Raw genomic sequence first — 12,485 nt, 5'->3', positions numbered from 1 at the left:
CATCACGATCGCGGCGCCGCAGCCTGCTCGACATGGACAAGCTCTCGGAACTTCTGCGTGACCAGGACGGAGTCGTGGCCCGCCGGCAGGCGCTCGGGCTCGGCCTCAAGCAGCACGACCTCGAGCGCATGCTGCGCCGACGCGAGCTGGCCACGGTCCACCCGGGCGTCTACGTCGAGCACACGGGACCGCTCACGTGGAAGCAGCGCGCGTGGGCGGCGGTGCTCCACGCGGGACCCGGCGCCGCACTGAGCCACACCTCGGCCATCCGGATCGCCGAGGGCCCCGGACGCAGGCACGCCGACGACCGCGACATCGAGGTGGCCGTCGATGCCGACCGGCGGGTCGCACCGGCCGACGGCGTGCGCGTCCACCGCCTGCGCGGCGTCACCGACCGCGCGCTGACCAACCTCAGCCCGCCGCGAGTCCGCTACGACGACGCGGTGCTCGACGTCGCGCTCGACGCACCGACCCGCCTCGACACCGTCGCGGTGCTGGCCGACGCCTGCGGCGGACGTCGTACGACGGCACAGCGACTCCTCCGCACCGCCCGCTCACGCAGCCGACTCACCGACCGCACGTGGCTGATCGGCGTGCTCGAGGACGTCGCGGAGGGCACCTGCTCGGTGCTCGAGCACGGCTACCTCGACCGGGTCCTGCGTCCCCACGGCCTGCCCGAGGGGCTGCGCCAGGTGCGCCGGACCCACGGTGGCACGACGACCTACAGCGACGTCGAGCACGACGGGCTGGTCGTCGAGCTCGACGGCCTGCTCTTCCACGACTCGACGCACGCCCGCGACCTCGACCTGGGCCGCGACCTGGGTGCCGCGGTGGACGGTGTCGAGACGCTGCGCATCGGCTACGGACAGGTGTTCCGCGACGCGTGCGCCACCGCTGCCGCCGTTGGCGCTGTGCTTCAGCGGCGCGGCTGGGCCGGGCAGCCGACCCGGTGTGCCGACTGCCGGCACACGTGAGGGAACCGATCGGCAGCCCTCGCCGGTCCTAGGGTTGACCGGAGGAGGGTGGGCATGGACTTCAGCGACTACGTCGCCGCGCGGCGCACCACGCTCGTCCGCGCCGCGGTCCTCCTGGGTTGCCCCCAGCCCGACGCCGAGGACGTCGTGCAGACCGCGTTGCTCCGGTGCTTCCGCTCCTGGCGCCGGGTCCAACGGGCTGACGAGCCGGACGCCTACGTCTACCGCGTGCTCGTCAACACCCTCCACGACGCGCGCAGCCGCCGGTGGAACGGCGAGCTCCCCACCGAGACGCTCCCCGACCACGCAGCCGTTGCCGAGGACGCGACCTCAGGTCTCGCCGTACGACGCGCCCTGGGCGCCATGAGCCGCGATCACCGCGAGGTGCTCGTGCTCCGCTACTACGCCGACCTCTCCGAGCGCCAGACCGCCGACGTGCTGCGGGTCCCGCCCGGCACGGTCAAGAGCCGCACGGCCCGAGCACTGGCCGTGCTCGCCGCCGACCAGAACGTTAGGAGCAGCTGATGCCCACCGGACACGACCTCGACCACGAGCAGCACCAGGACCCCACTGACGACTGGGCCCGCGGCCTGCTGCACGACGCTGCCGGGACCATCGACGTCGCCCGGGGCGGCCCGATCGTCACTGAGGCCCGCCGTCGCTGGCACGTTCTCGCCGCTGCGGCCGCGGTCGTCCTCGTCCTCGCCACCACCGCACTCGTGGTCGGCCAACGCCCGGACGCCGAGCCCCCGGCTGGGGCACCCGCCTCGGAGGCGCCGGTCATCGACTCCGTCCTCGGCCCCGACCAGATCCCCTCGGTCTTCGGGCTGACGGTGGAGGACGCCGAGGAGATGCTCGCCGGGCTCGGGTTGGACGTGACGAGCAGCCCCTACCCCGACGACGTCGCGGCGGAGTGCGACGAGCCTCCGGGTCGTGCCTGGAGCACCGAGCCCCCGCTGGGCAGGACGTTCTCCCCGGGCGACCCCGTCGTCGTCGTCCCGAGCGGCCTCTCCATGGGCGACGCCTACTGCATCGCGCCGCCTCGACGCCCGGAGTCCTACGCGTTCCTCGACTTCGCCGGGTCACGGGGACCGGCGCCGGCCTTCGCCGACGAGGTCCGGGTCTTCGTGGACGGCGAGCCGACGGGCACCCTCACCGCGGCGGAGGCGTCGGACCCGGCGGCCTGGGGTTCGGGCTCGCCCCTGGAGATCCTCGAGACCGCACGCCAGACCGTGGTGCCGTGGCTGGGATCCTCTTCCTACGAGAGCGGCGACTACCGGTCTCCGGTCCTCTCCACGCGCGTCGGCGACCCGCTCGACCTGTGTCGGCGGGGCCGCCTGCCAGGCGAGCTCGCCGGTCGCAGCACCTGGTCGCTCGACGTCGTGGTCTACACGACCGACGACTGCCCGGCCGGCGTGGACCTCTACGAGATCGACGGTCTCATCAGCGCGGTGGCGGCCTACTCCGTCGAGCCGCACCCGATCGAGCCGGGGACACCTGCCGCCGAGGTCCCCGACGTCCGTGGCCTCGCCGAGCACGAGGCCCGACTCGCCCTCGTCGCGGCGGGCTTCGAGCCGGCCGCCTACGACAACGACCGCGAGGGTTGCCAGCCCGACGGCATGGTCCTCGCGCAGCGTCCCCTTCCCGGCACGCAGCAGCCGGCAGGGGAGAGCGTGTCGATCGAGGTCAACCACAACCGGGAACCCGTCTGCGGCGGGCTCCCGCCCGTCGACTAGTCCGTCGTCTCCGGCACGACCACCGGCCGCAACCGCGCCCAGAGCAGGAAGCCGACGCCGACGCCGACGACCAGCAGGGCCAGGCCGGCCCAGAGGTTGGAGTTGACGCCGCCGGTCTTGTCGGTCTCGGGGTCGGCGACGAGGCACCCGCAGAAACCTCGGTTCCTGCGCCCAGAGCTCGCGGGGACAAACGACCTCGACACAGATGATGGCAGTGCGACACCATCATGACGTCAAAAGGCGCTTGACATGACGTCACGATGGTGTCAATATGATGTCTATGGACATCACCCCCTACGTCGAGAGCCTGCGACGCGACCTCCTGGCCGCCGCGGAGGGCGCTGGCCCCGAGGCCCGCCAGGTCGCGGAGCGGCTCGGGTTCGCCCTCGACCCGGCGGCCCGGCTCGCCCTGATGGAGGCCATTTCGCAGGCGGCCGCGGAGATCACGGCCGAGATGCCCGCGGGCGGGGTCGACGTACGGCTTCAGGGCCGCGAGCTCGACTTCGTCGTCCACTCCCCTTCGCAGGCCGACCTGACGCCGCCGGCTCCCCCGGCCCCACCCGCACCACCGTCACCTCCCGGCGAGACCGACGAGGACGGCGGCGTCGCCCGCATCACGCTCCGACTGCCGGAGTCGGTCAAGACCCGCGCCGAGGACGCCGCCGCGCAGGCCGGGCAGTCGCTCAACACCTGGCTGGTCACCGTCGTCCGCAACGCCACGCACCACGGCGTCGTCAACGTCGACATCGACCTGTCCAGCATCCCGTTCCTCGGTGGCTCCGATCCCCTGCGTGGCAAGGGCAACCGCCGCATGACCGGCTGGCTCTAGCCTCCAGCCCCTCCCACCACCCGCACGAGCACCCGCACGAGCACCCGCACGAGCACCCGGGTCCAGCGCACTCGCTGGTCCCGCGGCCGAGCACACCCTCACACCACTCACACCATCGTCAGGACAGGGACACCCGCCATGACCGAGCACCACTTCGCGACGCTCCACCCCGTGAGCCTCTACGCCGAGATCGGCAAGGGCTCCGTGACCATCCACGCCGCCGACACCACCGAGTCCCGCGTGGAGGTCACGGGCCGTGACGCCGACGGCGTCCGCGTCGAGCAGGACGGCGACGACCTCGTCGTCGTCGCCCCGCGGCAGCGCACCGGCTTCCTGAGCGGCGGCGACTCCTCCCTGGACTTCGTCATCACCGTGCCCACCGGCAGCAACCTCGCGGTCAAGAGCGGCAGCGCCGACGTGCGCGGCCACGGCCGCTACGACACCTGCCAGGTCCGGTGCGGATCCGGCGACGTCGCGATCGACGCCATCGGCGCAGCCACCCTCGAGACCGGGTCCGGCGACGTCCGGGTCGCCCACGCCGAGCAGGCGGTGCGCGTCAAGAGCGGCTCCGGCGACGTGGTGATCACTCGAGCCATGGCGGCTCTCTCCGTCTCCACCGGCTCGGGCGACATCGAGATCGGCTCCAGCCATGGCCCCACGGTCGTCAAGACCGGCAGCGGGGACGTCAGCGTCATCGAGTCCAGCGACGACGTGTCGCTCTCGACCGGGAGCGGCGACCTCAGGATCGGCGTGGCGCGGCGCGGCCGGGTCACCGTCAAGGGGGCGTCCAGCGACGTCCACATCGGCGTGCCCGCGGGGCTGCCCGTCTGGACCGACATCACCTCGCTCACCGGCCGCCTGCACTCGGGCATCACCGGCGCCGGCCAGCCCGAGGACGGTGCCGACCACCTCGAGGTCCGTGCCACCACGGTCAGCGGCGACGTCACCCTCGTGCCCGCCTGATCTCCCGCACCCCACCCCGCCAGAGGAGCACCGCCATGAACGACCTGCACCCCTTGATCGAGACCGAGGCCCGCCACCGCATCGCCGAGCGCCTCGCGAAGGCGTCCGCCCCACGACTGCCGTCCCGCGGCGCCACCCGCATGGCCCGGCGCCTGCGCACGCTCGCGGACCGCCTGGAGTCCTGACCCGCGGACAAACCCGGTGTCACATCGCGCCGACTCGGCCAGACTGGCCGGGTGACCCAGCAGCCCCGGGCGGCCCGGATCGGGCTGCTGCAGATCTCGGTTGCGGGCGTCCTGTGGGGCACCGGCGGCCTGGTGGTCCAGCTGGTCCGCGAGACCACCCCGATGTCGGTCCTCACGATCAGCGCCTACCGGATGCTGATCGCGGCCGTGGTGCTGCTCGCCGCGGCCGTGGCACTGCGCCGGCTGCCCGACGTACGACGGCTGCTGCGGGAGCGCCCCGGCCTCGCGGTCGCCGTGGGGCTGGCCACCGCGACCTACCAGGCGCTCTACTTCGCCTCCGTCGTCGCGGTCGGGGTCACGGTCGCGACGGTCGTGAGCCTCGGGCTGGCGCCCGTCCTGCTGACCGTCGGCGAGGCGGTGCACGCACGACGCCGCCCGGACACCGCGCGGCTCCTGGTCCTGGTCGCCGCCCTGAGCGGGCTGCTGCTGGTCAGCTCGACCGCCGGCCTCGGCAGCACCGGACCCCACCCGGTGCTCGGCGTGCTGGCCGCGATCGGCTCGGGCACCGCCTACGCACTGACCACGACCATGGGACGACCCCTCGCGCAGACCACCAGCCCGCTGGCCCTCACGACCACGACGACCGCGGTGGGGGCGGTGGCCCTGGTGCCGCTGGGGCTGCTCAGCGGGCTCGACGGGCTGGGTGGCTCACCCCTGGTCAGCAGCGATCCCGGGGTGCTCGCGCTCCTGCTCTACCTCGGCGTGATGACGATGGCGCTGGCCTACGGGCTGCTCTACGCCGGGCTGCGCACGACCACGGGCAGCGCCGCGGTCATCGCGACCCTGCTCGAGCCGGTGACGGCGGCGGTGATGGCTGCGCTCCTCCTCGACGAGCGGCTCGGCGCCCCCGGCATCGCCGGCACTGCATTGATCCTGCTCGCCGTCGCGGGCCTCGGGCGGGCCATCCCGGGCGACCCACCCCTGGTGCCGCCTCAGGACCTCCCTCAGGACCGCATCGCGACGCCGGAGCGCCAGTAGCCCATGAACGCCACCTGGTGTCGGTCGACGCCCAGGTCGCGCACGAGGGCGCGCCGCAGGCCGGTCACGACCTTGGCCTCGCCGGCGATCCAGGCGTAGAGGCCGGCCAGGTCGTGCCCGACGACGCTGACCGTCTCCTGGACCGGCTCGCCGGAGGAGGAGTACGTCGGGGTCTCCCACAGGTCGTCGTCGACCTCGTGGTCCTCGTTCGGCACGGCCGACGCACCCAGGTGGTCGAGCACGGCCTGGTGCAGCGCGGTCCCGCGCTCCGCCCCGTCACGCGGCAGCCACGTGACCGAGACCCCCTCGGGGTGCTGGATCGTCTGGACGTCCCCGCTGCGGGGCACCTCGAGGAAGGCCGCACCGCGGGCCGTGGCCGGCAGGTCGCGCAGGATGCCGGCGACGGCCGGGACCGCGGTCTCGTCGCCGACCAGCAGCAATTCGCGTGCCGTGCCGGGGACGAACTCGACGCCGCCGAACCCGTGCCCACGCCGGGGCGCGAGGACGATCACCCGGTCGCCGACCTTCGCGTTGGCGGCCCACGCGGCGCCCGGCCCCTGTAGGCCGTCACCCTCGTGCAGCACGACGTCGAGGACCAGGCGCGTCTCGACACCGGTGCCGCGTACGTCGCGCACGGTGTAGGTGCGCATGTGGCCGCGCTCCTCGACCGGTCGCTCCATCCAGGTGGCGGTCCAGGATTCGTCGGCACCCTCGATGCTCGGCAGCAGGCCGTCAGCGTGGGGGAAGACGAGCTTGATCCGCTGGTCCAGGATCGGCCCGTCGAGGCCGAGGTCGGCCAGCGCGGGCGAGGCGAGCTCGAGGCGCACGAAGCTCGGCGAGAGCCGGTCGACGCTCGCGACCTCGACGTCGGCGAGCAGGAAGGGCAGCGCGGGGGAAGCAGTGGTGGTCATGATCGTCTCTCGAAGTGAGGGCAGCCTTAGTTAGGTTAACCTTACTTCACGGCCGGAGCGACCGACGACGGCGACCGACCGACGCTCAGATCTCCGTGCGGTGGAAGTTCTGGAACGAGCGCGACGGGGTGGGGCCGCGCTGGCCCTGGTAGCGCGAGCCGTATTTCTCCGAGCCGTAAGGGTGCTCGGAGGGCGACGTCAGCCGGAAGAAGCAGAACTGTCCGATCTTCATGCCCGGATAGAGCTTGATCGGCAGCGTCGCCACGTTGGCCAGCTCGAGGGTCACGTGCCCGGAGAAGCCGGGGTCGACGAACCCGGCGGTGGCGTGGGTCAGCAGCCCGAGCCGCCCCAACGACGACTTGCCCTCCACACGGGCGGCGATGTCGGCGGGCAGGCTCACGACCTCGTACGTCGAGCCCAGGACGAATTCGCCCGGGTGCAGGATGAACGGCTCGTCGCCCTCCGGCTCGACCTCGCGCGTCAGGTCCGACTGGTCTGCCGCGGGGTCGATGTGGGGGTAGCGGTGGTTCTCGAAGACCCGGAAGAACCGGTCGAGGCGCACGTCGACGGACGACGGCTGGACCATCGTCGGGTCCCAGGGGTCCAGGCCGATGCGGCCGTGATCGATCTCGGCCAGGATGTCGCGGTCTGACAGCAGCACGGGCGATAACCTACCGGGCGGACGCGTCACGGCCCGGATCGGCCGTCCGGGGGTGAGGATGTCGGCCCCGTAGACTCCGGGATCGTGGTCTCCCTCTCCCGACAGGTCGGGCGCGTCACCCTGACCGGCCTGGTCGTGGTTGCCCTGGCCGCCCTGCTCAACGTCGCCCTGCTCGCCTACCTCGCCGTCGTCGTGGATGCCTCGACCACGCGTGCCGCGGACACCGCGCGAGAGGTGCGACTGACGCACCTGGCCATGCTCGACCAGGAGACCGGCCTGCGCGCGTTCCTGATCACCGGCGAGGAGTACTCGCTCGCGCCCTACTACCGGGGTCGCTCCGAGGCCGTCGACCGGTTGGCAGAGGCCGGGAGGACGCTCGCGGAGGACCCCGACACGCAAGAGATGTTCAGCGCCTACGCAGACGCCCTGGACGACTGGGAGACGGGCTGGGCGGACGCCGCCCTCGCCCAGGGCGCGGGCTTCGCAGCGACTGCCGGGGGCGCCGAGCAGCGGGCCTTCGTCGCGCGGGGCACGACACTCTTCGACGTCTATCGCGCGACCTACTCCTCGATCCAGGGCGCAGCCGACGACCGGCGCGAGCAGGCCGAGGCCCTGCAGACCCGCGGCGTGCTCGTGGCCGTCGCGCTCGAGGTGCTGCTCTTCCTCATCGGGATCCTGCTTCTCCGGCGCCAGTCACAGGCCCTGCGCAGGGCCGTGGTCGAGCCCGTCGACGACCTGCTCGCGACGATCGGACGCCTGGGTGAGGGCGACCTGACTGCGCGCACCACGTCGGGTGGGCCCCGGGAGCTGCGCTCGATCGGTGAGGGCCTGCGCACGATGGCGGCGACCCTGGAGGAGCAACGACGCGAGACCGAGCACCGCAGCCAGGAGCTGCTTCAGGCGCGCCGGGAGGCCGACGCCGCCAACGCCGCCAAGTCGGCCTTCCTGGCCACCATGTCCCACGAGATCCGCACGCCGCTCAACGCCGTGATCGGCATGACCGGACTGCTCCTGGACACCTCCATGACCACCGACCAGCGCGAGTTCACCGAGACGGTGCGCCACAGCGGTGACGCGCTCCTGACGATCATCAACGACGTCTTGGACTTCTCGAAGATCGAGGCCGGGGAGCTGGCGCTGGAGCACCTGCCCTTCGTCGTGCGGGACTGCGTGGAGACCGCGCTGGACCTCGTCGCCGCGCAGGCCACCGCCCGGGGTCTCGACCTCGTGGGCCAGATCGAGCCCGACGTGCCGCCGGTGCTGGTCGGCGACGTGACCCGCCTGCGTCAGGTGCTGGTCAACCTGCTGAGCAACGCGGTGAAGTTCACCGAGGTCGGCGAGGTGCTGCTCCGGGTCGCCTGCGAGGGCGAGCCCGACGAGCGCGGCCGCCGACCCTTGAGCCTCTCGGTCCGCGACACCGGCATCGGCATCCCGCAGGACCGACAGGACCGGCTCTTCCGCAGCTTCAGCCAGGTCGACAGCAGCACCACCCGCACCCACGGCGGCACGGGTCTGGGCCTGGCCATCAGCAGGCGACTGGCTGAGGCCATGGGAGGCGAGCTCGGCGTCACCAGCGAGGTCGGTCGGGGCTCGACCTTCAGCCTCCGCGCCCACTTCGAGGAGGGGCAGGGTGCCGAGGACCAGATCCGGGTCGCGCCGCCCGAGCTCCCCGGTCGGTCGGCCCTCGTGGTCGACGACAACGCCACCAACCGACGGATCCTGCGCGGCCAGCTGGAGGCATGGGGCATGAGCGTGCGCGACGAGGAGGACCCGCTCGCCGCGCTCGCCGACGTGGCCGCGGAGGGCACGACGTACGACGTCGCGATCCTCGACATGCACATGCCGGGCCTGGAGGGCACCGAGCTGGCGGCCCGCTTGCGCGCCCTGCCCGACTGGCACAACGTCCCGCTCGTGCTCCTGACCTCGCTGGGGGAGCCCGTTGAGACGAGCGTGGTCGGGCTGGTGCGCCTCACCAAGCCCGTCAAGGCAGCCGCCCTCCGCGCCACCGTGGCTCGGGCGCTCGGCGCACGTGACCTCCTACCGACCTTCCCAGCTGACGAGGGCAGCATCCGTCCCCTGCGGATCCTGCTGGCGGAGGACAACTCGGTGAACCAGAAGGTCGCGACCCTGATGCTCCAGCAGCTCGGGCAGAGACCTGTCGTCGTCGCCAACGGACGTGAGGCCTTCGACGCCGTGCGCGCACACGCCTTCGACCTGGTCCTGATGGACGTGCAGATGCCCGTGATGGACGGCCTGGAGGCGACCCGCATGATCCGATCGGAGCTTGATGCCCAGCACCAGCCGCGCATCGTGGCCATGACGGCCAACGCTCTGGTCGAGGATCGCGAGGCCTGCCTGGCGGCCGGGATGGACGACCACCTGGCCAAGCCCGTGCGGTCCGAGGACCTGAGCAGGGCGTTGCGCCGGGTGGACACCCTCACCAGCACGAGGCCGCCGTCGCCGCACCCGCCGGCCGCAGCTGCCGGACTGCCCGCTGTGGACCCCGGCACCCTGGACACCCTGGTCGCCCACATGGGCGAGGCAGGCGCCGACCTGCGCGTCTCCCTGGTCTCGGCCTGGCTGCGCGAGTCGCGCCGTCAGCTGGAGCAGGTAGATGCCGGCGCCGCTGACGGCGACCGCGACGTCGTCGAGCAGGTGGCCCACAGCCTACGATCGGCCAGCGCGAGCCTGGGAGCGCTCGCGGTCTCCACGCTGTGCACCACGATCGAGGACACCCTGCGGTCCGGGGCCGAGCTCGACCTCGTGCTCGCAGCCTCCCAGCTGCGCCACGAGGTCGACCGCGCCGGAAACGCCTTCCGCAGCTCTTCCTGAGACGGGTGCGATCAGCCGGTGAGGGCGCCCCAGGCAAGATGGGGTCATGCCGTTCCACCGCTACGTCGCCCTCGGGGACTCCTTCTCGGAGGGCTACGGAGACCCCGACCCCCACCGTCCCAACGGGCTGCGCGGGTGGGCCGACCGGGTGGCGGAGGTGCTGGCGTCGCACGGCGACACGGTCGGCTACGCCAACCTCGCGATCCGTGGGCGCAAGCTCGACGGGATCATCGCCGAGCAGCTGGAGCCTGCGCTCGCGCTCGAGCCCGACCTCGTGACGATCTACGCCGGCGCCAACGACATCCTGCGCCCCAAGGTCGACCTCGACGCGCTCATCGCGAGGTACGACGAGGCGCTGGGGCGACTGGCCGCCACCGGCGCACGACTGCTGGTGTGGACGGCGTTCGACCCGGGCGGCTCTGCGACGTACAAGATGCTGCGCGGCCGCTTCGCGCTCTACAACGAGCTGGTGCGGGAGAGTGCCGACCGGCACGGGGCCGACATCGTCGACTTCTGGCGGCTGCGTGAATATCGCGACTGGCGGCTCTGGGACGATGACCGCATGCACATGGGGCCGGCCGGTCACCAGCGGATGGCGATCGAGGTGCTCGACGTCCTCGGGGTCGACCACGACCTCGCCGCGCTGCCGTTGCGCGACCTGCCGGTCCTGGGGCGCCGCGAGGCGATGCGCGAGCACGCCGACTGGGTGCGCACGTCGGCCGCGCCCTGGGTCCACCGGCGGATCACTGGTCGCTCCTCGGGCGACGCGATCTCGCCGCGCCACCCCGCCTTCACGCGCCTGACAGCGCCCGGCTCCGGGCCGGGTGCCGCCCCGGCCGAAGGGCCGTCGATATAGTCTGGGCGCCGACCCGGGTGACCGGGCCGTGCGGACGTAGCTCAGTTGGTAGAGCGCGACCTTCCCAAGGTCGATGTCGCGAGTTCGAGTCTCGTCGTCCGCTCCACCCTCGCCCCCGGGCGCCACCCCCACTTCACCCTTTCGGGCCCGTGACCTCTGGTCTGGTCCAGCGTTGGACCTGGGTCGGGCGGTCTCCTCTCCGCCCGGCTCACAGGACGGGGTGATGGCGGGCAGCGGCAGAACCACCGCCATCGCCCCGTCGCGGCCTAGGCTGACCGGGTGGAGTTCACCGGTTTCCCCGTCGCCGCCTTCGACTTCTACGACGACCTCGAGGTCGACAACACCAAGTCGTTCTGGGAGGCCCACAAGGGCCTCTACGACGAAGCGGTCAAGCAGCCGATGACGGCGCTGGCCGCGGCGCTCGAGCAGGAGTTCGGGACACCGAAGATCTTCCGCCCCCACCGCGACGTGCGCTTCGCCAAGGACAAGACTCCCTACAAGACCCACCAGGGTGCGTTCGTGGCCGCCGGCCAGTCGATGGGCTGGTACGTCGAGATCGCACCGCGCGGCATGCGGGTGGGAGGCGGCTTCTACGAGGCGTCCGGGACCCGACTGGCGGCCGTGCGCGACGCGATCGCCGACGACGTGACCGGCCCGGCCTTGAAGCGGCTGCTCGCCTCGCTCGAGAAGGCCGGCTTCGAGATCGGCGGCGAGCAGCTCAAGACCTCACCGCGCGGCTACCCCGCCGACCATCCGCGGATCGGGTTGCTGCGCCACAAGCAGCTCGTCGTGGGCAAGCCCTACGGCTTCGAGTCCTTCATCCACTCAGCCGGGCTGCTCGACCACGTGCGCGCCGACTGGCGGGCGCTCAAGCCGCTGATCGCGTGGCTGGAGCGGGCGTTCTCCGCGGCTGAATGACGGACGCCGAGTCGGCGCAATGTCGCAGCCCGCGCGGGGCCGGCACGGCTCGTCTGCCCGTCTCGGTCACTCCCGCAACGTCGGCAGCTCGCCGCGCCCGGCCCACCGCTGAGCGTGACGGGACCGACGTACGCGCCGAACTGCCCGGCAGAAATGGCGGACAAGCGCCAACTTCCCCGACCGGCCGGGGATACCTGCAGGCGCCCGTTCCACGTCACAGCCCGTGCGACATTGCGGCTCTTGTGACTTATCCGTGGGTCGGTGAGCGCGGCTGAAAGGCCGAACGCCGTTCCCTGTCTAGGTTTCTGGCTTGTCAAGAGTCAGGAACTGCAGAGCAGGAGAACGGCGTGCGGAACGCCAGCCTATGGCGCGCTTTGGTGGGCGTCGATACGAGTGTGGTCATCGAGGGTGTCGAGTTCGATCAGGACGCTGATCAAGGAGCGGGTGTCCTCGTCGTTCATGTCCGCCCGCGGCGGGCCCGGCAGGGTCGTTGCGGGGTCTGTGGGGTCCGGGCGAGCTGGTACGACCGGGGCGAGGACCGGCGGCGCTGGCGTGGGCTCGACCTGGGCACCACCCGGGTCT

General features: G+C 72.2%; 14 protein-coding genes and 1 tRNA gene. 12 read left to right on the top strand and 3 right to left on the bottom strand.

Translation table 11 applies throughout. The features are described from left to right. Positions 1-32 precede the first annotated feature (32 nt). Genes BM204_RS19265 through BM204_RS19255 form a run of 3 tightly spaced genes read left to right on the top strand, consistent with a single transcriptional unit; the run spans position 33 to position 2,710 of the window. On the top strand, positions 33-974 hold the full coding sequence (locus BM204_RS19265) for a type IV toxin-antitoxin system AbiEi family antitoxin domain-containing protein (protein WP_143099843.1): 942 nt from the start codon (positions 33-35) through the stop codon (positions 972-974). Positions 975-1,028: 54 nt separating this feature from the next. After that, a complete protein-coding gene (locus BM204_RS19260; protein WP_091116820.1) occupies positions 1,029-1,499 on the top strand; it encodes a SigE family RNA polymerase sigma factor in 471 nt (156 codons plus the stop codon). Further along, positions 1,499-2,710, top strand: a complete 1,212-nt coding sequence (locus BM204_RS19255) for a PASTA domain-containing protein (protein ID WP_091116817.1) — start codon at positions 1,499-1,501, stop codon at positions 2,708-2,710. The genes BM204_RS19260 and BM204_RS19255 overlap by 1 nt, the downstream gene beginning before the upstream one ends. Here BM204_RS19255 and BM204_RS19250 read toward each other — a convergent pair. Then, entirely contained in the window at positions 2,707-2,913 is a 207-nt protein-coding gene (locus BM204_RS19250) for a hypothetical protein (protein WP_091116814.1), read from the bottom strand. The two genes, BM204_RS19255 and BM204_RS19250, sit on opposite strands and share 4 nt — an antisense overlap. Positions 2,914-2,990: 77 nt before the next feature. Between BM204_RS19250 and BM204_RS19245 the strand changes: the two genes are divergently transcribed. The 4 genes from BM204_RS19245 to BM204_RS19235 all read left to right on the top strand — a co-directional run bounded on the left by BM204_RS19245 (position 2,991) and on the right by BM204_RS19235 (position 5,725). Continuing rightward, positions 2,991-3,539, top strand: a complete 549-nt coding sequence (locus BM204_RS19245; RefSeq protein WP_091116811.1) for a pilus assembly protein HicB — start codon at positions 2,991-2,993, stop codon at positions 3,537-3,539. A gap of 138 nt (positions 3,540-3,677) precedes the next feature. Continuing rightward, positions 3,678-4,502, top strand: a complete 825-nt coding sequence (locus BM204_RS19240) for a DUF4097 family beta strand repeat-containing protein (RefSeq protein WP_091116810.1) — start codon at positions 3,678-3,680, stop codon at positions 4,500-4,502. Positions 4,503-4,537: 35 nt separating this feature from the next. Continuing rightward, positions 4,538-4,687, top strand: coding sequence for a hypothetical protein (locus BM204_RS22815; RefSeq protein WP_170259258.1), 150 nt, complete (start codon positions 4,538-4,540; stop codon positions 4,685-4,687). Between the two features lie 51 nt (positions 4,688-4,738). Continuing rightward, positions 4,739-5,725 carry a DMT family transporter gene (locus tag BM204_RS19235; RefSeq protein ID WP_091116807.1) on the top strand — a complete coding sequence of 329 codons (987 nt, stop codon included), beginning with the start codon at positions 4,739-4,741 and terminating at the stop codon, positions 5,723-5,725. On the opposite strand, the gene BM204_RS19230 is transcribed toward BM204_RS19235, so the two are convergent. Together BM204_RS19230 and dcd are read right to left on the bottom strand one after the other, a co-directional pair. After that, entirely contained in the window at positions 5,692-6,636 is a 945-nt protein-coding gene (locus BM204_RS19230) for a siderophore-interacting protein (RefSeq protein ID WP_091116804.1), read from the bottom strand. The genes BM204_RS19235 and BM204_RS19230 overlap by 34 nt on opposite strands. Before the next feature lie 85 nt (positions 6,637-6,721). Then, positions 6,722-7,297 (bottom strand): dCTP deaminase, encoded by a 576-nt coding sequence (dcd, locus tag BM204_RS19225; RefSeq protein ID WP_091116803.1) that lies wholly within the window; start codon positions 7,295-7,297, stop codon positions 6,722-6,724. An 84-nt stretch (positions 7,298-7,381) separates the two neighbouring features. Between dcd and BM204_RS19220 the strand changes: the two genes are divergently transcribed. The 5 genes from BM204_RS19220 to BM204_RS23020 form a co-directional block, all read left to right on the top strand. After that, a complete protein-coding gene (locus BM204_RS19220) occupies positions 7,382-10,129 on the top strand; it encodes a response regulator (RefSeq protein WP_091116800.1) in 2,748 nt (915 codons plus the stop codon). Positions 10,130-10,175: 46 nt separating this feature from the next. After that, the gene (locus BM204_RS19215; protein ID WP_091116798.1) at positions 10,176-10,985 is read left to right on the top strand and encodes an SGNH/GDSL hydrolase family protein; all 810 of its coding nucleotides are present in this window, start codon (positions 10,176-10,178) and stop codon (positions 10,983-10,985) included. A gap of 30 nt (positions 10,986-11,015) precedes the next feature. Further along, positions 11,016-11,091, top strand: a tRNA-Gly gene (locus tag BM204_RS19210). Between the two features lie 173 nt (positions 11,092-11,264). Then, positions 11,265-11,903, top strand: coding sequence for a DUF2461 domain-containing protein (locus BM204_RS19205; RefSeq protein ID WP_091116795.1), 639 nt, complete (start codon positions 11,265-11,267; stop codon positions 11,901-11,903). Between the two features lie 347 nt (positions 11,904-12,250). Next, on the top strand, positions 12,251-12,485 hold a 235-nt coding region (locus BM204_RS23020; RefSeq protein WP_256215796.1), incomplete at its 3' end, for a transposase family protein.

Origin of the sequence: Nocardioides psychrotolerans, assembly GCF_900113685.1 — a bacterium.
Taxonomy (GTDB): domain Bacteria; phylum Actinomycetota; class Actinomycetes; order Propionibacteriales; family Nocardioidaceae; genus Nocardioides; species Nocardioides psychrotolerans.
Note: the sequence above shows the minus strand (reverse complement) of the source record. Positions and strands in the feature narration are given on the sequence as shown.

Coding starts and splice junctions, on each gene's coding strand:
- BM204_RS19265 (WP_143099843.1), top strand. CDS start 33: ATGGACAAGCTCTCGGAACTTCTGCGTGACCAGGACGGAGTCGTGGCC.
- BM204_RS19245 (WP_091116811.1), top strand. CDS start 2,991: ATGGACATCACCCCCTACGTCGAGAGCCTGCGACGCGACCTCCTGGCC.
- BM204_RS19240 (WP_091116810.1), top strand. CDS start 3,678: ATGACCGAGCACCACTTCGCGACGCTCCACCCCGTGAGCCTCTACGCC.
- BM204_RS22815 (WP_170259258.1), top strand. CDS start 4,538: ATGAACGACCTGCACCCCTTGATCGAGACCGAGGCCCGCCACCGCATC.
- BM204_RS19260 (WP_091116820.1), top strand. CDS start 1,029: ATGGACTTCAGCGACTACGTCGCCGCGCGGCGCACCACGCTCGTCCGC.
- BM204_RS19230 (WP_091116804.1), bottom strand. CDS start 6,636: ATGACCACCACTGCTTCCCCCGCGCTGCCCTTCCTGCTCGCCGACGTC.
- BM204_RS19215 (WP_091116798.1), top strand. CDS start 10,176: ATGCCGTTCCACCGCTACGTCGCCCTCGGGGACTCCTTCTCGGAGGGC.
- BM204_RS19255 (WP_091116817.1), top strand. CDS start 1,499: ATGCCCACCGGACACGACCTCGACCACGAGCAGCACCAGGACCCCACT.